The organism is Maritalea sp., assembly GCF_047634455.1.
GTDB lineage: Bacteria > Pseudomonadota > Alphaproteobacteria > Rhizobiales > Devosiaceae > Maritalea.
In genome coordinates, this window is the sequence record NZ_JBLIAI010000002.1 from 119,595 (window position 1) to 142,941 (window position 23,347).

Here is a 23,347-nt window from a genome sequence, read left to right on the forward strand (position 1 = left end):
TTTTTCTCACTATAGGGTATAATAAAGGCGGGGCCAATCGACCCCGCCAATACCTATTAAGCGCAAATCAAAACTTAAATCGTTTTGAAAGGTGCTGATGTACGCGCATTCATGAACTTGCCTTCAGAAATGCCTGACCAATTCACCATGCCTTCACGGAACTCCACAAGGTTGTTGTAAAGTTTCGTCGCTTCGGGCGATTTGGCAGCCAAAGCTGACAAGACGTCTGGTGTACGTTCACCAATCGCTTGCAACAACTCGTCAGAATATGGTTTCAATTGAACGCCATGATCGTTCACGAGAACTTTCAAAGACGCGTTGTTGGCTGCTTGGAACCGTGAAAGAACAGCCAAGTTTGTAGCCATCGCAGCTTGTTCCACTGCAGCGCGTTGGGTATCATTAAGTGAATCCCATGCGCCTTTGTCAAAGAAGGCGTCAAGAACTGTGGCAGGCTCGTGCCATCCAGGATAATAATAATTCTTCACAACTTTAAAGAACCCAGCACCAAGGTCAGCCGCTGGGCCGATCCATTCTGTACCGTCAATCGCACCTGAAGTAAGCGCAGGCAACACATCAGAACCGGGCAACAGAACAACGTTCACACCGAATGTTTTCAAAACTTCGCCACCAAGACCAGGCATGCGGAATTTAAGACCGTCCAAGTCAGCAACTGTGTTGATGTCTTTTGCGTACCAACCGCCCATTTGGTTGCCTGAGTTACCCAATGGCAAGAACTTTAGACCCAAAGGATTATAGCTGGTTTCATCCGCAAGTTCGATGCCGCCACCATAATAGAACCAAGCGTTTTGCTCTTGTGCGTTCAAGCCGTAAGGCATAGCTGCAACAAAAGAAATCGCATCCGATTTACCTGCCCAGTAATAAGGAGCGCCGTAACCCATTTGGGCTGTGCCAGACTGAACCGCATCAAGCGCTTCAAGACCACCAACAAGTTCACCAGAGTGATAAAGTTTGATATCAAGGCTGCCCTCGGTCAAAACACCAACTGTTTTGGCGAAGTTCTCGTAAGCAGCGCCCAAAAGACCCGCTTTACCGAATGCCGAAACACCGATCCACTGTGTTTTGCCTTGTGATAGGGCTGGTGACGCCAAAGTTGCAGCGCCTGCAGCGCCTGCGACTGTTACACCAGCTTTTTTGAAAAACTCACGTCTTTTCATTAATTCCTCCCAAAGAGATTATTTCAACCGCGGTGCGTCCTAGCGCACACGCAATCATCAACAAGGCCCATGCTCCCTTGCGTGCACCTTGACCCACAGTGCAGCCAATTTTTGCGCAACATTCAAGAACTATTCCACTTCACTTGCGGTTATTGGGTACGTAAATCACCCAGATTCACCATTTTACCCACAATTACGGAGTGGGGCTTTTCAAAAAATGCTAGACTGGCTCAGATATTGACAGGGTTGCGTGATGAAAATGACCTTTCGACAGCAAATTTTGGCACTTACAACGATACCGCTCTTGCTGGCCATTTTGGCCATCACAACCCTTGTGACTTGGCAATCGAGCCAATTGTCAAAAGACGGCATTCAAACTTTTGAGCAATCGATGCTTAGCGCCAAGCAAGCCGAATTGAAGAATTATATTGAGCTGGCCCTCACCGCTATTGGCCCCATATATGAAAATGCGGGTCCTGACGACGAGATCGCAAAAGAGCAAGTCAAGAAAATTTTAAATCGCCTCAGCTTTGGTGAAGACGGCTACTTTTATGTTTATCACTATGACGGCACCAATGTTGTGCATCCGCGCCAACCGTTTCGTGTCGGTAATAACTGGGCAGCGCATCCAGACGTAGCCGCCCTGCTCAATTACGCCAAAAATGGTGGCGGGTTTCATCGCTACATCTGGGAAAAGCCCTCATCCAGTGAAGTATCAGACAAAATGGGCTATGCTGTTGGTTTGGACAAATGGCAATGGATGATCGGAACTGGCGCTTATATTGACGACATTTTGGCCCAAACCGAAGCCGCCAATCAAAGCCTGTCCAACACGATAAACCAAACGTTTCTGCTGGTTGCTCTTATCACTGTACCCGCTGTGTTCTCTGTGTTTGGCACGGGCATCATTATGAATTTGCGCGAGCGCCGCCTCGCAGATTCAAAGCTCAAAGAACTCACACAACGTATTATGAATACGCAAGAAGAGGAACGTTCACGCATAGCGCGGGAACTGCATGACGGGATCAGCCAAAATATGGTCGGGGTGAGATATGTACTCGATTTGGCGGAGCGACAGGTGCGCGAAGGCAAAGACACCGCTCTTGCAACCATTGAGCGCGGTGCAGGTGCCTTAAACACCGCTATCAAAGAAGTGCGGCGTATTTCGCACGATCTACGGCCCGGACAACTAGACGATTTGGGCCTTAGCGCTGCATTAGAATCCTTGATCAACAATTTTGAAGAGCGCACTGAAATCGACGTGGATTTCGAAAGTGTAGCGTTCAAAAACGTACTGCCTTTCGACGCCAAAACAGCCATTTATCGTGTCGCCCAAGAGGCATTGAGTAACATTGAGCGACATTCGGCCGCTGATCACGTTAAATTGCAACTTAAAAGCACCAATGCGGGCCTTGAAATGGTGATCATCGACAATGGGCGCGGTTTTCTAACCAAGCAAAATCCAAAACACAAAACCGTTGGCCCATCTGATGGATTAGGTTTACGTAACATGCAAGAACGTATGGAGCACTTTAACGGCAGTTTGGACGTCTTATCGACCCCTAAGGGCACCAGGTTGGTGGCGCGCTTGCCGCGCTCCATTTATTTGACCAGTTCCAAAGAAACAACGGAGCTCCAAGGCGCATGACCACACCCATCAAAGTCCTGCTCATCGATGACCATCCACTCGTCCTTGAGGGCATACGATCCGTTTTAGAAACCTATGACCACATCGAAGTGGTCGGAGCAGAACCCTCCGCAAAAGAAGGTCTCGCCGCCTCGAAAAAGAAGCTGCCAGATGTCGTATTAATGGACATCAATATGCCGGAAATGAATGGCATTGACGCGATTGAACTGTTCAAAGATCAACTGCCCAACACAAAACTTTTGATGCTTTCTATGCACGACAGCCGCGAATATATCTCGACGTCAACAATGTACGGTGCGTCCGGTTATGTGCTCAAAGATGTATCCACTTCAGAAATTGTTACGGCAATTGAACGCGTTGCTGCTGGCGGTACATTCTTTTCGACAGGCGTATCAGAAGTGCTTATGGGCGAAAAAAATGACGCAAGCGCCAATTCACTGCTGACCACAAGAGAGCAGGCTGTATTGCTGTTGGTCGCGGAAGGCAAGAGCAACAAAGATGTTGCAGCCAAGTTGGATATTTCAATTCGAACTGTCGAAACCCACCGCAAAAACATCAAAAAGAAACTCGGCATTTCAACAACTGCTGGACTAACAAGATATGCCATTGCAAACGGGTTGCTTGACGCCTAAACTTACATAAATCCCCCCTACACCTGTCGTGGTTGTTTTGATCCCCCGACTTATTTATTAATCTTGCCAATTAATTTGTCTTACTTGGCGAGAGACTTTCAACTCGCTGCCTAAAGGAGTTGATATGAAGAAGCACGTGTTGTTCTTGTCCACACTACTGATCTCAAGCCTGTCCTTCGCCACCACAGCGTCTGCAAATGAAATTCGCATTTGGGATTCAAAAGATGAAACATATTTTGGCTATAGATCACCATCCGAATGCTCCGGCAGTTGCAACAAGATTTTGGAAGAATGTGGTGGTTCGCCGCTCTATGTAGGTGGTTATGCCCACACCATGCTGTGGAAGGACTACAATAGCGGTGGTACTATTTACGTGAAGCTGTTGGACGATAATGGCTACAAAATCCGCGATTTGTGCACAATGGGCAACTAAACCACAGTACCGCTTAGACACTAAATTATGCAATTTGGAAGAACCCTGTCAAACAACAAGGTTCTTTTGGGTTTAAACTTCTCGCCCTTGATATCCCAACCCAAGGCTGTCGCGCACTTTCAGTGCGATAGCTTTCAGTTTTTCATCGCTCATATTGCCAGTAACCGAAAAGGCGAGTTGTTCGTTTAACCACACACAAGTTGTATTGTCCTCGCCGTAAATGAACCAATATCCCAACTCATCCAATGATTGATTATGAGCTTGAACAAAAACTGACACTCTGTCCGCTGACGCGGTCTCATATGTCAACAGCGCGGCCGGTACTCCGCCTTGTCCCACCAGGCGCGCGCCAACAAACTGCAAATCAGAACTGGCCAAATCAGGTATCGACACGTTCACGCCAACACGTTTCTTCAGCCAAACTGTTGCTTGACCAAGATTGTCTTGATCAAACTCACCTGGCCGGTTCGCGTCTATCGCAAAAATTTCATGTGCCTCATTCGCCCAAGCCGCAACACGCAGTTGATATTTTTCGTCCGGCCCAAATGGCAATTGCGACAGGCCCAATCCGCCACCAAAGCCTATGGCTAAAAGCAAACACGCCGCGAGTGCATACTTGGTCAGCTGCCGCCATCGTTGATTGTCATTTTTAGCAAGTGCAAGATTGGCTTGCAAGTGTTCTACATCCTCGTCCAACACAAATGCGTTCTTCAACGCATCATCATTTTGCTGCCAATCCAAAACCCGTTGAGCTTCATCTGGGTTGTGAAGCAAATAGGTTTCAACCTGCACTCGGTCTTTGCGCGAGAGCTCACCGTCAACATATGCGACCAACAGATCATTGGAAATGTTCATTCCGCACCGCCATTTGATTGTTCTACGCCATTTACGATGGACCGCAAATGGTCCCGAGCACGTGACAAACGCGACATGATCGTACCTTTTTGTACATTCAATATATCAGCTGTCTGGCTGTAGCTCAGCCCTTCAACGGCCACCAGCATCAACGTCTCCCGATGTTCCTTGGACAGGAGCATCATTGCCGACCGCACGTCAGTCAGTTCCGCCGCAAAATGCTGTCGGGGTGGTTCAGAAAGATTATCCAATTCCTCAGCACCACCCGCTGGTCGCTTTTGCGTGACCTGATTGCGATGCAAATTATGCATGATCTTGAACAACCATGCCCGCGGGTTGTTCGGTTGCCGAAAAAGCGACTTTTTTTTAATCGCCCGCTCCAAACAATCTTGCACCAAATCATCCGCACGATCTGGCGCACCCGTCAGGGTCTGCGCAAACCGATGCAACGCAGGCATATGAGATACGAACTCATCCTCAAGCCGCAAGTTCAAATGATGCTCCGATCAATCAGGCGATCGCGCTTTCGACCGCGCCCCGCCCGACGGGCGAAGCGCCTTATTGCCATCACATCACGTGATGAAGGTCAATCACTACATTGCAGGTTTGATCACATGCCAAACGCCGCCAACGCCATCGCCACTCACATCACCAGGTTCACTATCGCCAACCCATAAGTAAAGCGGCGCGCCCTTATAGGCCCACATTTTTGTCCCATCTTTGCGCTCAATCATGGTGTAGTCACCCTCGGCGACATCATCATCATCGGCAAATAATGGTGGCCATTTCTCAGCACAAGTATCGTAGCAGTTTGAAACGCCAACTGTATCCTTATCAAAGGTATAAAGCGTCATTTCATTCATATCGACAAGCACTTTACCCATCGAAGTGTCGCCTTGCATTACGGGGATGTGCTGCATCGCAAACGCACCACCTCCAATGGCAAAGGCTGCAACCGTCGCAATCGTTATTTTCGAAATTATTGACATTCTGATCTCCCTTGAATTGATCCAACAATAAGACAACAACTCAGAACCAGATTTATTCCCCGCAAATGCAAAAAAATCCAATGCACCCATTAGAGGCGGCCAAAAACCAGGACCGCATGGGCATTGTGCGCGACGAGAAAAATCCCAGAAACACTAAAAAACATCCAACTGCGCCAGGCCGCGAACGGGAAAACCAATTTTTGACCAATCATACCAATACCGACGATCCAAAAGACAGGTGTGTAAGCAGGTGCAAGAAACCCAAAATAGCTTGTCGACCATGAACCCTGTGGTGCAACAACAATGGCCCACTGACTGGCCACATACAAAGCCATGCCAACGACATAGATTAGCAAACCTAAACGCTGTTTGCGCGATCCAACCTCAAACAGCATAAATGTTGACAGCCCAATGGTGAGGAAGCGACTGACATTTTCAACTATACCGAGCAGTGGTGGAATATCCGCCCAGAAAACCTCAGGTTGATAGGAAGCCCCAAGATTTGGCCAAAACGCAAAACTGACAACCAATGGCGGCACCCACAACCAAATGCAGCTGCGCAAAAAATTCAACTTATTTGAGATGTTCATCAGTCCGCCCTTCCGCTTTTCATCATGGTACATACAAACGATGTCGTAAAATAAAAGGCACCTTTGGAAAACCAAAGATGCCCTTTTAGCGTTCATAATGGGAGGCATTATGTTTTGCTATGTCTATTCGGCAGCGTCCACACCAACGATGCCGCGCTCCATCTGCTCGCGCTCAATCGATTCAAACAGCGCCCGGAAGTTACCCTCACCAAAGCCGTTATCGCCTTTGCGTTGAATGAACTCAAAGAAGATCGGGCCAATAACCGTTTTAGAGAAGATCTGCAGCAAGATTTTTGTCATGCCGCCATTGATCACGCCTTCGCCGTCAATCAAAATGCCGTGTTTCATCATCCGATCAAGTGGCTCATCGTGGCCGTTGACGCGATCATGCGACATTTCATAATAGGTTTTTGGCGGGCCCGGCATGAATTTCAACTCATTTTCTGCCAACTTGTCGGTGCTGTCATAAATATGATCACAACCAACCGCGATGTGCTGAATGCCTTCGCCTTTGTATTTTTTCAAATACTCTTCGATCTGGCTGGTTTCGTCTTTTGATTCATTCAATGGAATGCGGATTTTACCGCAGGGCGACGTAATCGCACGGCTCACCAAACCAGTGAACTTTCCGTCAATGTCGAAAAAGTGAATTTGTTCGAAATTGAACAAGTTGCGGTAAAAATCCCACCACTTATCCATGTTGCCTCGAAACACATTGTGTGTCAGGTGATCCAAATAATAAAACCCAACCCCTTCAGGACGCGGATTGGCTTCTGCGAGCCAATTATAATCCGTGTCATATGCCGAGCCTTTTTCCCCATAGGTATCTACGAAATAGAGCAGTGAACCACCAATGCCCAAAATCGCAGGTGCATCAATACATTTGTCGTCGCCAGTATAGGGCTCTGCGCCGTTTTTCACGGCGTGATCAAACGCGTGCTGCGCATCAACAACCCGCCACGCCATCGAAGGCGCGCACGGACCGTGTAAGTCAACAAAGCGACCGCCAAAGCTGTCTTTTTCGCCGTTCAAAATGTAATTCACATCGCCTTGGCGCCACACAGAGATATTTTTTGTCTTGTGCTTGGCAACTGCTACGTAGCCCATTTTGGCGAAAAGCTCTTCAAGCTTTTCTGGCTCATGGCTGGCAAATTCTACAAACTCAAAACCGTCTGTGCCAGCTGGATTGCTTTCGCTAATCGTTGCAGCTGGAGCATCGTGAGGAAATGGACCCATTTCAAATTCTCCCTATCTTGTTCTCTGATATGGATTATCGCGCAAAAATCATGCAAGAGGCTTGCAAAATTTCACATATTCAGTAAAATTTCGCACAAAACATGCACCCACAACCGAAAAGACGCACATAATGAGCGCCATAGATCAATTTGATCGCGCGATCCTCGCACTTTTGCAAGATGACGCACGACTAACCAACAATGAATTATCAGAGCAGGTGAACCTATCCGCCTCCCAATGTTCGCGCCGTCGATCACGGCTAGAGGACGAGGGCTTAATCGCTGGATATCATGCCAAACTTGACCGCGAAAAAGTTGGACTTGGCATTGTCACCATTATCAATGTGACCCTAGCGACCCACAACCCAGACAACTCAAAACGCTTCGCCGCGCTGATCTCCAACTTACCTGAAGTTCAAGAAGCACATGCCCTAACCGGCGAAATGGACTATTTCATCAAAGTGGTCGCCAAAGACCTCAACGGGCTGCGCGAATTCGTCAACGACGTGCTGTTGCCACACGAGTCCGTGCAAAACGTCAAGACGTCGATCGTTTTGGAAACGCTTAAGGACACGTCGAGTTTGCCATTGGGTTAAATTTACCCGTCTTTGTGTTCTGTTTCTCCTTTTTCACGTCGGCGGCTGCAACTCAAACATAGGTGTTGCACGTGGGGTTAGTCGCAGTAGATCCCGGCTCAAGGCCGGGAATGCCACGTGGTGAAATAAACATTCACTTTCGGCTTCCCCGGACTTGATGCGGGGCCCGTCACAGTTTCAGCACCACCGGATACACACGACTACAAAGCAAATCCACACGCCCCCAACAACGCGTCCGTTGCTAGCTTGGGTCTTCAAGAAAGCTGGTAAGGAGTATAGAGCGTGTGAAAAGGGCAGGGATAAGTTTCTGCAAAACCACTCCATTCAAAATCCCTGAATCCAACTTAAATCAAAGCAGGATACCCAAATGTTAATCGTCAACAGACGCACATATTAAAACAATTTGGTTGAAACTCCAGAGAAGCTAGCCTAATTTTCTGGATTGGAACTCTTAGCCAACAAGCAGATTGATTATAGTGCCGATGGACGTTCAAACAATTGTCTCAATTGCGAAAGACACTGCACAAGTCGCTTTTTGGATAACCGCCGGAACCATAGCTTGGCTTTCTTACGCCCAAGCAAAAAAGTCGATTTTTCAACCTGCCAAAAATGAAGTATTCAAGGTACAAGTTGAAAAACTACAAGAACTCATGCAGCTCTTAAACTGGCGATCTAGTTTAGAAGCTTGGGAGGAATCGGGATTGGAATCATCCTTTTCCTTTACGGTCCACAACATATTCAAGCAGTATGCAAAGCGAGAATTCGGAGCTGAACTGGATGTAAGGAATAAAACCGACGAACAATCAGTTGGCATAATTGTCTCGAGAACGGCAGACTTTCTTACTGAGATTAAAGGCCCTGCGGATGAAAGCGAACGCGACAATGGTATGGTCGAATCCCCCCGCCTTTGGAAAGAATACAAATGGGAAACGTTTGAAATCAGTTCAAAACTATTTTTGGTAAAACAACAACTTGAAGAAGCCTTAAACAATCCCGTATTTCCAACTGCGATAATCTTTATAATTAGTGAGTTGCTAGTGGAAGTACACGAGACGTCGATGCGCGCAGCAAGTGACATGGAGATAATTGCACGAGAATTTCCACGTCATTATAAAGACCAAGATAGTCTTAAAAATGCGGATCTGACTTGGTGCTTGAATATGCGTACCGAGAGAGGTGAGAAGCTTTTTCTGAAGCTGAACGAACTAAAACAGGAAATTCGAAACTACCTGCAAACTGATACGCTGTTTGGCAAATAATCTTAGTTGCTGCTCTTTGGAGCCGATTGCTCTGGTGTTTTTTTTGCGTATTTCCAATATGGAGTCCCACTCACCCCTGAGGCGCAAACATATCCGGATGGGCAGCTTGAAACGCTGGATGCTGATTGCAATTCTCTTCGATAGCGAGAATGCGTTCGCAGGCGGACAGATCAACGTCCCAGCGCCGTGCATTATAGAGTTGTGGCATCAAGCACGTGTCGGCCATGGTTGGGCTATCGCCAAAGGAGAACTTGGATTCCGTTTGTTGAAGCAGCATGCCTTCATAAGCAGCTAAACCTTGACCAATAAAGTGCTGAAACCAATCGCGCACGGCGTCTTTGCCCACGCCAAAAGTTTTGGTGATATGTTGGGTAACACCCAAATTGCAAACCGGGTGAATATCCATCGCAATAGCGTGGCTCAGTGCGCGAACACGCTGACGATCCATTGCGTTCCCCGGCATCAGCCCGGCTTGCGGATGCATTTCGGCCAAATACTCGATAATCGCGACAGATTGGGTGAACAACATGCCATCAAGTTCAATCGTTGGCACAAGGCCCTGTGGGTTGAGCAGACGATAGGATTCACTCTTATGTGCGCCATTGAGCAAATCGACGGACACTGTTTCATAATCGATATCACACAAAGCTAAGGCGATGCGGACCCGATAGGCCGCAGACGAGCGCCAATAATTGTACAATCTTGTTTCAGACACGAGTGTCTCAGACATTGTGGCGCTCCTACAATTAGCCGAATTTGACGATTTGCTGATCAATGGCACCAAAAATGGTACTGCCATCATCATTGAGCATTTCAATACGTACTTGGTCGCCAAATTTCATAAATTCAGTTGTTGGCGCGCCATCATTGATGGTTTCGATCATGCGGATTTCAGCAATGCATGAATAGCCCAACCCGCCGTCGCGCACGGGTTTGCCCGGCGTGCCGTCTTTATCTTTGTTCGATACAGTACCTGACCCGATAATCGCACCCGCCGCCACATGACGCGTTTTGGCGGCATGAGAGACAATTTTGGGGAAGTTGAAGGTCATATCAACACCCGCATTGGCCTTGCCAAACGCATCGCCATTATAATGTACCAACATGTCGCGATGCACTTTGCCGTCTGTCCAATGCTCACCCAACTCGTCTGGGGTAATGGCAACTGGCGCGAACGCTGTTGCGCCTTTGGATTGGAAAAAGCCGAAGCCTTTTGCCAATTCGCCGGGAATCAAAGCGCGATAGCTCACGTCGTTGAGCAACACGATCAGCTTGATTTTGTCCGCTGCCGCTTCGGGGGAAATACCCATCGGCAGATCATCACAGATCACGCCAATTTCAGCTTCCATGTCGATGCCCCAGCTCTCAGAGCCAACTTCAACATCTTGATGTGCCCCAAGCATCGCGTCTGGCGCACCCATATACATCAAAGGGTCTTCCCAAAAACTGGCGGGCAAATCAGCGCCGCGTGCTTTGCGCACCAATTCAACGTGATTGACGTATGCAGATCCATCCGCCCACTGGCTTGGGTTGGGCAATGGGGCCATCGCTTTTGTCGCATCAAACGCTTCACCAGCGCTGGCATCGCCATTGATCTTGTCAGAAAGCGCCTGCAATTGGGCTTCAACTTTGGACCAGCTATCAATAGCATCCCGCATGGTTTTCGCTACTGCGCGTGCAGAAACATAGCGCTTCAAATCGCGGCTCACCACCACCAGTTCGCCATAACGCGATTGGTTTGAAAGAGTTGCAAGTTTCATAAATTAGTCCCACTTTCCTTCTGGGGTGCCATCAAAGTGGCTCTTCAAATCTGCCCAGCAATCAATGTAATTATCTTGTTTGGTTTCTAGCGTCGCCGCATATTCCGTCAATAGCTGAGGGAACCGCGTTTCGAACATAAACGCCATCGTGTTTTCAAGCTTATGCGGCTTCAATTCAGTTGTTGAGGCTTTATAAAAACCACCAGCATCCGGCCCGTGCGGCAACATCATGTTGTGCAAGCTCATGCCGCCGGGCACAAAGCCTTCTTCTTTCGCATCATATTGCCCGTGGATCAGCCCCATGAATTCGGACATGATGTTGCGGTGATACCAAGGCGGGCGGAACGTATGTTCAGCCACCAACCAGCGCGGCGGGAAGATCACAAAATCAATGTTCGCCGTACCATCTTCGCCCGAAGGGGCGGTGAGTACGGTAAAAATTGATGGGTCAGGATGATCAAACAAGATCGATCCAACCGGCGAATAAGTCGCCAAGTCATATTTATAGGGCGTGTAATTGCCGTGCCACGCCACAACGTCCAATGGTGAATGCGGGATTTCAGTTTCATAAAACTTGCCGCACCATTTCACAATCACCCGACAAGGCGTATCTTTTTCTTCATAGGCGGCAACCGGCGTTTTGAAATCACGTGGGTTGGCCAAACAGTTCGCTCCAATCGGCCCGCGATCTGGCAACGTAAATTTTGCGCCATAATTTTCGCACATATAGCCGCGCGACGGCCCGTCAACGCCCACTTTGAACACCATCCCACGCGGGATCACCACAATTTCTCCGGGGGCTACATCAAATTTGCCCATCTCCGTGAAAATATGCAGGCTGCCCATCTCTGGCACCAACAGCAGTTCAGCGTCCGCGTTGAAGAAATGATCATCCTCCATCGACGCGTTAAACGCATAAACATGGCTTGCCATACCCACTTGAGTAAACACATCACCCGCCGTTGTGATAGTCTTCACACCCTGCAAAAAATCTGTTTTTTCCTCGGGCATCGGAATGGGGTCCCAGCGCGTTTGCCCAATTGGCATTTCGCCCTTCATCTGGTGCGGTGCAGTTTTCCACAGCGGCAGCTCAAACGGCGTAAAACGCGTTGTGTGCCGCACACTTGGGCGAATGCGATATAGCCAAGACCGCTCATTTGTACCGCGCGGCGCAGTAAATGGAGAGCCAGAAAGCTGCTCCGCATAAAGACCGTAGGCACATTTTTGCGGACTGTTTTGGCCCTGCGGCAGAGCACCAGGCAGCGCTTCAGTTTCAAAATCGTTGCCGAAACCTGGCATATACTCGAGATTATTTTTGCTCATAATGGCACCGTTGGACCCTATCTATTTTTTCCAAAGGCAAAATTGCGGTTGCACATGTAACCATCTATTATGTAACTATCAAACGAGGGAGAAATACACAATGGATGATCTAAACACTAAAAACGCGCCAATCCTCGCTTTGGAAACATTTCTACCTTACCGGCTAAACCAGGCGGCAGAAAAGGTCAGTCAAAAGTTCGCGCTCGAGTATAAAAAACGCTATGGCCTTACACGACCCGAATGGCGCACATTTGCGACAATCGGCCAGTTTGGCACCATCACCGCCCGCGAAATTTGCAACCATTCCCCGATGCATAAAACCAAAGTTTCTCGCGCCGTTTTTGCGCTGGAAAAACGCCGTTGGGTGAAGCGTACGCCCGATCCTGCAGATCGACGTTTAGAGCACTTAGAACTCACAACGATTGGGCAAACCGCCTACAAAGACATGGTTGGTGTGGCCAATGTGTTTGAAGAAAAATTCATCGAATCGATTGGCGTCAAAGATTCGCAATTTTTGCTCAATGCGCTGGATGCCATCGAACGCCGATTTGAGGCCTAATCTTGCCATCGCGGTCATTCTAACATAATTGACACGCTTAAATGCGGCGGCTGTCCAAATCCAATTAACGATATTGAGATAGAAGCTATCTGTCTTTTAAACTATTTGAGCGAGTTATCATGTCCAATTCACCGTTTAAAGCTTATGACGTTCGCGGCCTGATCCCCGATCAAATCAATATGCCATTTGCTTATCGTTTTGGGCAGGCTGTCGCGCATCAACTAAAGGCAAAAACGATCGTGGTGGGCCACGATATGCGGTTGGACAGCGCACCGTTGGCCGAGGCCATTACTCAAGGTTTAATGGACAGTGGAGTTGATGTTCTGCCTGTTGGACAATGTGGCACCGAAGAAGTTTATTTCCACACCGACAATTCTGGTGCTGACGGTGGTCTGATGGTGACCGCAAGCCACAACCCGCAAAACTATAATGGGATCAAAATGGTCCTGAAAGGCGCACGGGCGGCCACCCAGGAAAATGCACTCGGACCGTTGGAAGAACTCGTGATGGGTCAAACAAAGTTTGCGCCGGTGACTTATGAGCTGCGCGGTAAAAAACGCACAATTCTGGATCGCACAAAATATATTGCCCGCCTGTTAGATCAAGTCAAAGGCCTTGATCTCAAGCCACTCAAGATTGTTTGCCATGCAGGCAACGGTTGCGCTGGCGCAATCATTGATATGCTTGAACCGCATTTGCCTTTCACTTTTATCAAAGTCGACCATGAGGCGGATGGCAATCTACCGAACGGCATCCCCAACCCCTTGTTACCAGAAAAGCGCGCCAAAGCCGCCAACGCGGTCAAAGAACATGGCGCGGATCTCGGCATTGCATGGGACGGAGATTTTGACCGCTGTTTCTTTTACGATCACACGGGCGAATTCGTTGAGGGTTACTATCTTGTCGGATTGATTGCTCAAACGCTTTTGCAAAACAAGCCGGGCGGCAAAATCATCTATGACCCCCGCCTGACATGGAACACAATTGATGTGGTTGAAGCCGCAGGTGGCGTGCCGATCATCTCAAAAACCGGGCACGCCTTTTTCAAGCAAATCATGCGCGAAGAAAACGCAATTTATGGTGGCGAAATGAGCGCCCACCACTATTTTGATGATTTCAGCTTTTGCGATACAGGCATGGTGCCTTGGCTTGCAATTGTTTCAGAAATTTCAACCAGCGGCAAAACATTAAAAGAGATGGTTGAAGAACGCATCGCTAAATTTCCATGCTCTGGCGAAATCAACTTCACGGTCAAAAATGCACCAGCGCTGCTTCAAAAAATTGAAGAGGTCTACACACCCGGCGCAATCAAGGTCGAGCATATTGATGGGGTTAGCGTTGAGTTTGAAAACTGGCGTTTCAACGTGCGCTCATCAAACACCGAGCCATTGCTGCGCATCAATGTTGAATCACGTGGCGACAAAACCTTGGTCGACCAAAAAGTCAAAGAACTTTCTGACCTCATTAATGCTACTTAGATAAATCTGAGCGGTGCACTAAGCACCGCTCGATTGCTGTTAAATCGACCACTTTGCGTCGGCCAACTCTTCAGATACAGCCCAAAGTTTAGCCGCTGCTTCCATATCCTGGCCATGGGCTGCCATTGGAAAAATTCCAACTGGACCACCCAAACCACCGCGCTTGACGGGACCATAAAAGGTCACAGGCTGCGCTTCGGGATCGGTTGCGGCCAAAACCAAGGACTTTGCGCCGTGCGAAGGTGGGTGCGAAAAGAAACGCCCAAACGCGATCATCAACCATTTTTCAATACCGCCCGGCCCGGTGCGCTGCAAATTTGTATCCGCATAACCCGGGTGCACCACAAAGGCTGTGACTTTGCTGCCCGCAGCGCTCAACCGCCGCTGCAATTCATGGATAAACAACATATTTGCGAGCTTACTTTGGCCGTAACTGGCTGTGGAACTATACCCACTTTCAAAACTCAAGTCCTCAAATTTGATCCGCTTCAAACCCCACATATGGGCAATTGACGAAACCGCAACGATGCGCCCTTCGGCTCTTTCCACCAATGGAAAAAGCAACTGTGCGAACACAAAGTGACCCAAATGATTAACGCCAAATTGGGTTTCAAACCCTTCTTTCGTCAGGGTTCGGGTTGGGATCATCATCAAACCAGCATTGTTCAACAACACATCAAGTTTTTCGTGGCTGGAAAGGAATTGTTCCGCCGCCTGCCGAACACTGGCAAGGGAGGATAGATCCATCAAAATATAGTCAATCGATGCCGCCTTGGTTGCATGTTTTGCAATTTCAGCGACTGCCTCGATTGCCTTTTGCTCATTGCGGCAAAAGATCGTTACGCGCGCGTTTTTTGAAACGAACACCTTTGCCGCTTCAAAGCCAATGCCGGAATTTCCGCCGGTGATCGCAACCACTTTGCCGCTCATGTCTGGCGTTCGGCTGTAATCCCAACCTTGGTTGCCAAACGGTAAGTTGTATTTTGTCACATTTATCTCCGTTAAAGTGATTGATTAGTCAGTCATTAATTTGTTGACCGCTTGGTGTGGGAAAAGCGTTAGAAACCCTTTTTATTGCTTGGTGATCCCGTTCCAGAAGACGTCAAAACTGGTCTGGAAGTGCGCATTATGCTCAGCCTCAGACAGATCTTCACTCCACAGCAAATACTCCGCCACGGCTTGCGCTTGGCGGAACATCAGCTCTGCGATCAATTCAGGCGCAAGCGGTTGTAATCTTCCGCTGACAACGCCATGCGTGAACAAGCTCATCATGTCTTTATAGGGTTCACCAACAGCATCTAGGTCGCTCTTGGATATCCGTTCGGACACGCGAATTTGCTCCATCAGGTGAAACCGTGTCCAATTGGACATGCCCCATTTCAACCCATTATACCAAAGCAGCTCTAACTGATCCCGCAAGTCGGCATTTTGGTCAAATCCAGCAGAGGCTGAACTGATCATTTCGCGTTTCAGATAGACCAGCACTTCCCTGATCAATTCTTCCTTGGACGCAAAATAGTTGAACAAAGTTCCTGTGGCCACTCCTGCATGTTTTGCAACCGACGCTGTGGATGTGTTCCAAAAACCGTTGGCGCCAAACAACTCAATTGAAGCTTCAATAAGCATACGGCGCTTCGCACTGCGCGCGTCGTCAGCATCGCCATTACTGCCGCCGCTGTGCCCTACACCATTCGAGGCACGCGGATCGGAAGGGGCGAAAACAATCACATTTCTTGGCATTTTCTTTTCCATAAACGCCATATAGGAACGAATGACTGATTAGTCAATCAACGCCGGAAGAATTCTCTATTTACAAATCTGAAACAACGCTACCATTCGACAAAAGACCGATTGGCACAATTCCAAGAGCCTGCTAGATAGAAATCATGTCGATGAAAATGCACCAAACACTACTCGAGCTTGAACGCGCCATCCTTGCGCCGAACAATCGCGCCAACACAGATTTTCTGATGAACATCCTGACATCGGATTTTTTGGAAATCGGTGCGTCTGGTACGCGATATACCCGCGCCAACATAATTGAGCATTTGCGCGAAAAACCAGGGTTTGACGGACCACGCTCCATCGAGAATTTTTTTGCAAAACCGCTGACCGATGACACTTGGATTGTGAACTACCGTATTCCTGAAAACGCCACCCAGCGCACCTCCATCTGGCAACGCAGAAGCGGCGACTGGAAAATGCGTTTTCATCAGGGCACAGTTGAGCAGTCCAAATAGCTCCACTCAGTTCGCTGGTCAGCCGCCCGGTTTCTCTGCCGCCTGCATTGCCGCAACCAACACATGTCGATCGCCAATGTGGTTGGCGAGAATAAGGATCAGCCGCGCATTAATGTCAGCACTTTGTTTGGCGGTTTTACCTTCGTGCAAAGCCAGCAGCTCCGCATAGAAATCATCCGCACCAGCGATGTTCGGTTTGGTGTTCAACATAATTATTCCCTCACCCACGGCCTGTCGCTCTGGCTAACGCAGCCCTGACTTTCGTTTCATCATATTCCGTCCAGCGCGCTGCGACATGTTGATCTGGGCGCATCAAATAGACCGCCGCTTTTTGCTCGCCCAAATAGCGTTCGGCAAATGCCGTGCTTAAATGTTTGTCGGTTTCAATGCGCAACGTTTCGACATTGATCCCACACACGTCCATGGAAATCGGTGCAACTACATTGATTGCTAACAATTGGAACCTGTTGCCCAACTGATCTCCAAGCCACCCACCTTCAATGGGCGCGTCAACGTAAGGCGCGCCGGGCCGCGTGCGAGCAGGCAGTTCTGCATCGTCATCTGCGTTCAACATAGAACCATCATAAATCGCAGGCACGGACAACCGCCCCGAATTGACCAGCGGACGCGCGAATTCATAATGCTCTGCCAGATCCAAAACCGCATCGCGGAACGAGCGGCTAACAGCAGATTTTGGTGTGATGAAATCCGTTGAACGCGTCGAGTTGAGAATGTTCTCTTCGGCACCGCAAACCCGCTCCCAATCATAGCTGTCGAGCAGGCTTTCGGGCGCATGTCCATCGATCACCAGCTTAAGCTTCCAGCACAAATTGTCAGTGTCTTGCAGACCAGAGTTTGCGCCCCTTGCACCAAACGGTGAGACCTGATGCGCAGCATCACCGGCAAAAATTACATGACCATGTCGAAATTTTTCCATCCGCCGACATTGGAACGTGTAAATCGATACCCACTCAAGCTCGAATTTGGCATCCTCGCCCAACATCGCCTTGAGGCGCGGAATGACGTTTTCCGGTTTCTTCTCTTTTTCTTTGTCAATGTCCCACCCAAGCTGCAAGTCGATCCGCCAGACATTGTCTGGTTGCGAGTGCAGCAAAGCCGATTGTCCCCTATTGAAGGGTGGATCAAACCAAAACCAGCGCTCCACCGGAAAATCTGCTTCCATGATCACATCGGCGATCAGGAAATTGTCTTCAAACACCCGCCCGTCAAAATCCAAATTCAGCATTTGCCGGATCGGCGATGCTGCGCCATCACAAACAATCAACCAGTCGGTATCGAGTTGGTACGGCCCATCGGGTGTTTCAATGGAAATCCGCGCGCCATCTTCTTTTGCTTCAACATGGGTGACTTTGTTCTGCCCACGAATTTCAATCGGCTTGCCTTGGCGTTGCAACTCAAACGCCCGCTCCACCAGATATTGCTCGAAATAATATTGCTGCAAATTGATAAAAGCGGGCCGCTTGTGACCACCTTCAGGCAGCAGATCAAAATCGTAAACTTGACGTTCGTCAAAGAACACTTTGCCAAGGTTCCAAAGCACACCCTTATCGACAAACTCATCGCCGCAGCCAAGCCGATCCAAAATCTCCAATGGGCGTTTCGCATAACAAACGGCGCGCGAACCCCAGCTCACTTTGTCATTGTCATCAACCACCACAACAGGCACGTCCTGCATGGCCAAATCGATGGCTGCGCCAAGCCCAATCGGTCCAGCGCCAACCACGATCACGGGATGCCGCACAATTTGTGCGCCATCTTGATCAGCGTGCCGCTTGTACGGATAAAGCGGTGTTTCAAAGATTTTGGTCATTCTTTCTCCCCAAAGAACGATTGAGCGTTATGGTGATTAGCCTTGCAGCTGTTCCCACATATCAATATCGCGTTGAGCGGTCCAAATCCGCGGTGTGTCAATGTCCATCGCTTCATCGAACGCGCGGGCGACGTTGAACGGCAGGCAATGTTCGTAAATCGCATAGTCGCCAAATTTTGGATCGCACTCTGCGCGCACCGCATCCCATGCTTCTTTCAAAGTACCGCCACGTAGCGCAACCTTTGCTGCAGGAAGATAAGTCGAGCGCACAAAGTCAGAAGTGTTATCAAGTGCTGCGTTGACCAGTTCTTTGCCCACCAGCGCATCGCCGCGACCCGGCGCAATTGCATCAACGTCCCAAGATCGAATGGCTTCCAACGTCTCAGGCCAATCGTGGAAATGCCCGTCGCCGCAATAGCAAGCCGACTTATACTCAACGATATCGCCGGTAAACATGACGTTTTCATCACCCACATAGGCGACAATATCGCCAGCCGTATGCGCGCGTCCAAGATGCATCAAGTCAACCCGCCGCTTGCCCAAATAGACCGACATCCGACCGTCAAAAGTCGTGGTTGGCCATGTCAGACCCGGAATGCTTTCATGTCCCTCAAACAAACGTGGGAAGCGTCCAAATTCGCTGTCCCAGTCTTCTTTGCCACGCTCAGCAACCATTGAGCGTGCTTTTTCGGACATGATCACTTGGCTCGCTCCATAGGCTGACGCACCCAAAACCCGCACCGCATGGTAATGGGTCAACACCACATGTGAGATTGGCTTGTCCGTAACTGAGCGAACCTTTTCCACCACCATATTGGCCAAACGAGGCGTCGCCTGTGCGTCGATAATCATGACGCTATCGTCGCCAATAATAACACCAGTATTGGGGTCACCCTCAGCGGTAAACGCATAAAGATCACGCCCCACTTCAGTGAACGAGATTTTTTTGTCTTCCATGTCTCCGGTGGAAGCGAATGCTTTAGCCATATAACTTTTCCTCTTCGCGCAAATGAGCCCTTGCCCGTTGCAAATCATCTGACGCTTTCGGCCCGATCAATTTGCAACCGTCAAGCGATCATCCCCTATCGCTCTAATTGGTCGCGCTCAGATTAGTTTCAAACGCAACTATGTCAAGTGCGACTTGTTGATCATTCGGCTAATGCACCCAATTTGAGGTGAATCAAAACCGCCAGCAAAAAAGCTGATAGCGGTGGTCATACGTATGGGGATTTAAATAATGTCGACACAACCAACAAAACTAAAACGCTCGCTCAACTTACCTCTGCTAATCCTATACGGCGTTGGAGTGACCATTGGTGCCGGCATTTTCGCGCTGATCGGCGAAGCAATGCTTATCGCAGGCAACAAGGCGCCAATCGGCTTTGTTATGGCGGGCGTCATCGCGTCAGCCACCGGTCTTTCTTATGCAAAATTGGCGGCGGTATATCCTCGCGCTGCAGGCGAAGCCGTCTATGTCAATATTGGCTTAGGTGCAAATTGGGGCCGTATTGTTGGGCTAGGCGTCACAATAACCGCAATTATTTCAAGCGCCGTGATTGCCATTTCTTTTGCCGGTTATCTGGGGCAGTTAATCGCAGTACCAGCGCCAATTTTGGTCTTGGGCATATTGGCAGTTCTAACCGGGATCGCATGCTTTGGCGTCAAGGAAAGCGTAATCTTCGCCGCCATCATCACCGCCATTGAGCTCGGCGCACTCATCGTCATTGTTTGGTTCGGCGCAGACAGCCTAGCATTGACAAAAAATTGGGTCGCCGCCTTTTCACCATCGGCAGATCTTGCACAATGGCCAGCGATCTCCTCAACTGCATTGCTTGCCTTTTTTGCTTTCATTGGTTTTGAAGACATCGTCAACATGGCAGAGGAAACCGTAAAGCCTCAGATCAATGTACCGCGCGCGGTCATTGCCACATTAGTGATCACCGTGCTCATCTACACCCTTGTGGCGCTTATTGCCGTCTCGGCACCTGATCCAAATGCAATTGCGGTCAGCGAGGCACCGCTGGCGACCCTTTTCGCCCAACTTACCGGCGGCAATGGCGACTTGATTGCAGCTGCTGCAACTATTGCAATGGTCAATGGCATTTTGGTGCAGATCGTCATGGCGGCACGTGTATTGTTTGGCATGGGCATGGAAGGACTGTTGCCGATAGCACTGGCAAAACTTCACCCCGTTCGGCAAACACCGGTGCGCGCTACCCTTCTCGTCGCTGTCCTCATCGCAATTCTGGCTCTGACATTCCCCTTAGGTGGCCTCGCCAAAACCACATCAATGGTTATCCTGACCGTCTTCACCCTCGTCAACATTTCGCTTTGGCGCATCGGCAATCAGCACGACGCTGATCCAAGTTTGCAACGGTGGAAATATTTAGGATTGGTCGGCGCAGCTTTGTCAGGCGGATTGCTTATGATTGAAGTGTTCAACCAAATGACCAATTTACTTTAACGTGCTGTCCATCCACCATCGATGGCCAACGACGCGCCGGTTATCGAACAGGCCAAATCGCAACACAAGAAGCCAGCAAGTTCGGCCACTTCGTCGATCTGCACGAACTTTTTCGTCGGCTGCGGTTGCAGCATGATGTTTTCAATCACTTCTTTTTCACTCAATCCATGCACTTTGCATTGATCGGCAAGCTGTTGTTCCACCAAAGGCGTCCAAACATAGCCCGGACAAATCGCATTGCACGTTATGCCATGCTGAGCGTGTTCGAGTGCCGTTACTTTTGTCAGGCCCAACATACCGTGCTTGGCAGCCACATAGGCAGACTTATACGTCGATGCCACCAAGCCATGCGCGGACGCCACATTAATGACACGCCCCCACCTCTTCTCCTGCATCGCAGGCAGCGCCCGCTTGGTGAGATAAAAAGCCGACGATAGATTGATATCCAATATTTTTCGCCACTTATCCGTAGGAAACGCCGCGACGGGCGCTACATGTTGCATGCCAACATTGTTGACCAAAATGTTCACGTCGCCAAAGCTTGCTTCAATGCCATCATAAAGCTTATCGACCTCGACATGATCTGACATATCTGCCTGCGCAAATACCATATCGGGGCCATCATGTTGGTTGACGTCATCCAAAACAGAAACAACATCAACTCCATCCTCATGGCTGTTGATCACCACCTGTGCGCCCAACGATTTAAGACGCTTGGCAATGCCCAAACCAATACCGCTTGTCCCCCCTGTGACCAGCGCGAGTTTTCCTGCCAACATGTTTGAACCACCGAACATCGTTTTTCCTTTTTTATAGTCAGCATATATTAAATTGCACAGCAACCGCACTGCACCTAACTCTGCCCAATAAAACGACTATGACCAACAAGCAAGCCACGCTGCACTTAATGGTATTACCCAATGTCAAAACATGTGCAAATATTGGAATTCTCCAGGCATTTATCCCCAAGACCATTCAAATCTTACACACAATTCGCCAAGGCGCACCCCTCACCATCCGCGATGTAAGCGCACTTTCACGCCGCGCCATAAGAACAAACAGATAATTTCTGGTCTGAACAAATAATCATCTCGAGAGGGATCAATAAATATAAAGTATTTCAAGTACATATTCAAGAAATTGAATTAACATATGTTTGACATAAGTAAATATTACAGTTAACTTTTCTATTGGGATGAAATAACTAACGACATTTTTGATATTTAACTAGTTGTTTTGGCAATTTAAGTTTGGGTATATTTATGACTGAAATTAAAACAGGCAAACTGACTGGCACGGAGGTGCCCTGGTACGATCCCGATGGGACAACAATCAGGGGGTTTAGAGGAGCGCAAGGCGCAAAGTTGCGCGTTTGTGTCGGCAAATGGGACCCCAATGGCGGAAACGCGGATGACGCTCTGCTTCAACCCAAAATGATGTCTGATTGCACAAGTGGGGGCGGACATGCATATGACAATGCCCTTATTTGTGAAAAAGGCACCAGCATTTGGCTGAAGATATTTTGGGACCCACCTTCGCACGGAATGGGCGTCTCAATTACCAATGGCGATGGCACCGTGTTTGAGGCCCATCGGCACAACAGCAGCCCGCATGAACAACAATCATTTGAAGTCGATCGGTACACGGCGGGCCGCTTCTCCAATTTGGCTTTGCTGGTGGACAACGTGCCGGGGCTAGAAGCACATGGAGTAAATTACCTTTCAGCCCATAAAATGGTGGTCCATGTGTGGCCGATTACAAAATTCAAAGACCCAGATGGAACGGTGCACGGACCTGACTTCCCCCCCGAACCACCCAAAATTGCAGCCATGCAAGCAATGGCATCCGTTGAAGGCGGCAGCCCGCTTCAGGCGATGGTGAGCAGTTCAGGCGTCACGGCTCAACAAGTCACGGTAACCGTTAGCGGCGGCGGCACAAGAGGCGGAGACAATGTCGGCGAGCTTGATAGCTCGGGTTATACTTGGCTTGAGGAAGACAAATCACCCGATGCGCGCGCCTCAATTCCCTTCTACATTTTTGTGGGCACTAGGGCACACATTGACTCACAAGTTGAGATGAACCCGGCAGAGGATGGGGAGTTCGGATAATGGCCAATTCTGAGAACGCACTCAAATTGCAAATCGTCATCGGCGATTTTAGCAAAATTGCTATTTTTAAAGGTGGCAATCAATCAACGCCGCTTGATGTACTCAAAAAATTCTTACTTGCGCGCAATGACATCAAACCAAGCGACAAATTTCTTATGGGACATTCGGTCGT

The 23,347-nt window shown here is 49.0% G+C and carries 25 protein-coding genes; 10 read left to right on the top strand and 15 right to left on the bottom strand.

The features are described from left to right. Window positions 1-74: 74 nt before the first annotated feature. Complete coding sequence (locus tag ACJAZW_RS01510) at window positions 75-1,175, bottom strand: TRAP transporter substrate-binding protein (protein ID WP_415155084.1); 1,101 nt, start codon at window positions 1,173-1,175, stop codon at window positions 75-77. Between the two features lie 259 nt (window positions 1,176-1,434). Here ACJAZW_RS01510 and ACJAZW_RS01515 point away from each other — a divergent pair, with 259 nt between their 5' ends. The 3 genes from ACJAZW_RS01515 to ACJAZW_RS01525 all read left to right on the top strand — a co-directional run bounded on the left by ACJAZW_RS01515 (window position 1,435) and on the right by ACJAZW_RS01525 (window position 3,888). Next, window positions 1,435-2,823, top strand: a complete 1,389-nt coding sequence (locus tag ACJAZW_RS01515; RefSeq protein WP_415155113.1) for a cache domain-containing protein — start codon at window positions 1,435-1,437, stop codon at window positions 2,821-2,823. Further along, window positions 2,820-3,455 (top strand): response regulator, encoded by a 636-nt coding sequence (locus ACJAZW_RS01520; protein ID WP_415155085.1) that lies wholly within the window; start codon window positions 2,820-2,822, stop codon window positions 3,453-3,455. The genes ACJAZW_RS01515 and ACJAZW_RS01520 overlap by 4 nt, the downstream gene beginning before the upstream one ends. Window positions 3,456-3,579: 124 nt before the next feature. After that, window positions 3,580-3,888 (top strand): hypothetical protein, encoded by a 309-nt coding sequence (locus ACJAZW_RS01525; RefSeq protein ID WP_415155086.1) that lies wholly within the window; start codon window positions 3,580-3,582, stop codon window positions 3,886-3,888. Between the two features lie 72 nt (window positions 3,889-3,960). Here the strand turns inward: ACJAZW_RS01525 and ACJAZW_RS01530 are convergent, their stop codons facing one another. From ACJAZW_RS01530 to hppD, 5 genes are all read right to left on the bottom strand, one after another. Then, window positions 3,961-4,743: an anti-sigma factor family protein gene (locus ACJAZW_RS01530; RefSeq protein WP_415155087.1), complete on the bottom strand. Its 783-nt coding sequence runs from the start codon at window positions 4,741-4,743 to the stop codon at window positions 3,961-3,963. Next, window positions 4,740-5,237, bottom strand: a complete 498-nt coding sequence (locus tag ACJAZW_RS01535; protein WP_415155088.1) for a sigma-70 family RNA polymerase sigma factor — start codon at window positions 5,235-5,237, stop codon at window positions 4,740-4,742. Before ACJAZW_RS01535 ends, ACJAZW_RS01530 begins: the two co-directional genes overlap by 4 nt. 99 nt (window positions 5,238-5,336) lie before the next feature. After that, window positions 5,337-5,732, bottom strand: a complete 396-nt coding sequence (locus tag ACJAZW_RS01540) for a hypothetical protein (RefSeq protein ID WP_415155089.1) — start codon at window positions 5,730-5,732, stop codon at window positions 5,337-5,339. Between the two features lie 89 nt (window positions 5,733-5,821). Further along, window positions 5,822-6,322 (bottom strand): hypothetical protein, encoded by a 501-nt coding sequence (locus ACJAZW_RS01545; RefSeq protein WP_415155090.1) that lies wholly within the window; start codon window positions 6,320-6,322, stop codon window positions 5,822-5,824. A gap of 123 nt (window positions 6,323-6,445) precedes the next feature. Beyond that, window positions 6,446-7,558 (bottom strand): 4-hydroxyphenylpyruvate dioxygenase, encoded by a 1,113-nt coding sequence (gene hppD / locus ACJAZW_RS01550; RefSeq protein WP_415155091.1) that lies wholly within the window; start codon window positions 7,556-7,558, stop codon window positions 6,446-6,448. 130 nt (window positions 7,559-7,688) lie between these two features. Here hppD and ACJAZW_RS01555 point away from each other — a divergent pair, with 130 nt between their 5' ends. Next, window positions 7,689-8,153 (top strand): Lrp/AsnC family transcriptional regulator, encoded by a 465-nt coding sequence (locus tag ACJAZW_RS01555; RefSeq protein WP_415155092.1) that lies wholly within the window; start codon window positions 7,689-7,691, stop codon window positions 8,151-8,153. A gap of 482 nt (window positions 8,154-8,635) precedes the next feature. Then, window positions 8,636-9,412 (top strand): hypothetical protein, encoded by a 777-nt coding sequence (locus tag ACJAZW_RS01560; protein WP_415155093.1) that lies wholly within the window; start codon window positions 8,636-8,638, stop codon window positions 9,410-9,412. 70 nt (window positions 9,413-9,482) lie between these two features. Here ACJAZW_RS01560 and maiA read toward each other — a convergent pair whose 3' ends face one another. Genes maiA through hmgA form a run of 3 tightly spaced genes read right to left on the bottom strand, consistent with a single transcriptional unit; the run spans window position 9,483 to window position 12,495 of the window. Then, window positions 9,483-10,142: a maleylacetoacetate isomerase gene (gene maiA, locus ACJAZW_RS01565; protein ID WP_415155094.1), complete on the bottom strand. Its 660-nt coding sequence runs from the start codon at window positions 10,140-10,142 to the stop codon at window positions 9,483-9,485. 16 nt (window positions 10,143-10,158) lie between these two features. Next, window positions 10,159-11,172 (bottom strand): fumarylacetoacetate hydrolase family protein, encoded by a 1,014-nt coding sequence (locus ACJAZW_RS01570; RefSeq protein WP_415155095.1) that lies wholly within the window; start codon window positions 11,170-11,172, stop codon window positions 10,159-10,161. Between the two features lie 3 nt (window positions 11,173-11,175). Continuing rightward, a complete protein-coding gene (hmgA, locus tag ACJAZW_RS01575; protein WP_415155096.1) occupies window positions 11,176-12,495 on the bottom strand; it encodes a homogentisate 1,2-dioxygenase in 1,320 nt (439 codons plus the stop codon). 100 nt (window positions 12,496-12,595) lie between these two features. On the opposite strand from hmgA, the gene ACJAZW_RS01580 reads away from it, so the two are divergent. Together ACJAZW_RS01580 and ACJAZW_RS01585 are read left to right on the top strand one after the other, a co-directional pair. Further along, window positions 12,596-13,054: a MarR family winged helix-turn-helix transcriptional regulator gene (locus tag ACJAZW_RS01580; RefSeq protein ID WP_415155097.1), complete on the top strand. Its 459-nt coding sequence runs from the start codon at window positions 12,596-12,598 to the stop codon at window positions 13,052-13,054. A gap of 119 nt (window positions 13,055-13,173) precedes the next feature. After that, window positions 13,174-14,532, top strand: a complete 1,359-nt coding sequence (locus ACJAZW_RS01585) for a phosphomannomutase (protein WP_415155098.1) — start codon at window positions 13,174-13,176, stop codon at window positions 14,530-14,532. Between the two features lie 39 nt (window positions 14,533-14,571). On the opposite strand, the gene ACJAZW_RS01590 is transcribed toward ACJAZW_RS01585, so the two are convergent. Then, window positions 14,572-15,522 carry an SDR family oxidoreductase gene (locus ACJAZW_RS01590; RefSeq protein ID WP_415155099.1) on the bottom strand — a complete coding sequence of 317 codons (951 nt, stop codon included), beginning with the start codon at window positions 15,520-15,522 and terminating at the stop codon, window positions 14,572-14,574. 81 nt (window positions 15,523-15,603) lie between these two features. Beyond that, window positions 15,604-16,272, bottom strand: a complete 669-nt coding sequence (locus ACJAZW_RS01595; RefSeq protein WP_415155100.1) for a TetR/AcrR family transcriptional regulator — start codon at window positions 16,270-16,272, stop codon at window positions 15,604-15,606. A 146-nt stretch (window positions 16,273-16,418) separates the two neighbouring features. Here ACJAZW_RS01595 and ACJAZW_RS01600 point away from each other — a divergent pair, with 146 nt between their 5' ends. After that, window positions 16,419-16,772 (top strand): DUF4440 domain-containing protein, encoded by a 354-nt coding sequence (locus tag ACJAZW_RS01600; RefSeq protein WP_415155101.1) that lies wholly within the window; start codon window positions 16,419-16,421, stop codon window positions 16,770-16,772. A gap of 18 nt (window positions 16,773-16,790) precedes the next feature. Here the strand turns inward: ACJAZW_RS01600 and ACJAZW_RS01605 are convergent, their stop codons facing one another. Genes ACJAZW_RS01605 through ACJAZW_RS01615 form a run of 3 tightly spaced genes read right to left on the bottom strand, consistent with a single transcriptional unit; the run spans window position 16,791 to window position 19,590 of the window. Further along, window positions 16,791-16,982: a DUF2783 domain-containing protein gene (locus ACJAZW_RS01605; protein WP_415155102.1), complete on the bottom strand. Its 192-nt coding sequence runs from the start codon at window positions 16,980-16,982 to the stop codon at window positions 16,791-16,793. Between the two features lie 10 nt (window positions 16,983-16,992). Beyond that, window positions 16,993-18,603 carry an FAD-dependent oxidoreductase gene (locus ACJAZW_RS01610; RefSeq protein ID WP_415155103.1) on the bottom strand — a complete coding sequence of 537 codons (1,611 nt, stop codon included), beginning with the start codon at window positions 18,601-18,603 and terminating at the stop codon, window positions 16,993-16,995. Window positions 18,604-18,639: 36 nt separating this feature from the next. Then, window positions 18,640-19,590: an MBL fold metallo-hydrolase gene (locus ACJAZW_RS01615; protein WP_415155104.1), complete on the bottom strand. Its 951-nt coding sequence runs from the start codon at window positions 19,588-19,590 to the stop codon at window positions 18,640-18,642. Between the two features lie 250 nt (window positions 19,591-19,840). Between ACJAZW_RS01615 and ACJAZW_RS01620 the strand changes: the two genes are divergently transcribed. After that, window positions 19,841-21,067 (top strand): APC family permease, encoded by a 1,227-nt coding sequence (locus ACJAZW_RS01620; RefSeq protein ID WP_415155105.1) that lies wholly within the window; start codon window positions 19,841-19,843, stop codon window positions 21,065-21,067. Here the strand turns inward: ACJAZW_RS01620 and ACJAZW_RS01625 are convergent. Continuing rightward, the gene (locus tag ACJAZW_RS01625) at window positions 21,064-21,864 is read right to left on the bottom strand and encodes a 3-hydroxybutyrate dehydrogenase (protein ID WP_415155106.1); all 801 of its coding nucleotides are present in this window, start codon (window positions 21,862-21,864) and stop codon (window positions 21,064-21,066) included. The genes ACJAZW_RS01620 and ACJAZW_RS01625 overlap by 4 nt on opposite strands. A gap of 465 nt (window positions 21,865-22,329) precedes the next feature. Between ACJAZW_RS01625 and ACJAZW_RS01630 the strand changes: the two genes are divergently transcribed. Continuing rightward, on the top strand, window positions 22,330-23,175 hold the full coding sequence (locus tag ACJAZW_RS01630; protein WP_415155107.1) for a hypothetical protein: 846 nt from the start codon (window positions 22,330-22,332) through the stop codon (window positions 23,173-23,175). The last annotated feature ends 172 nt before the right edge of the window (window positions 23,176-23,347 follow it).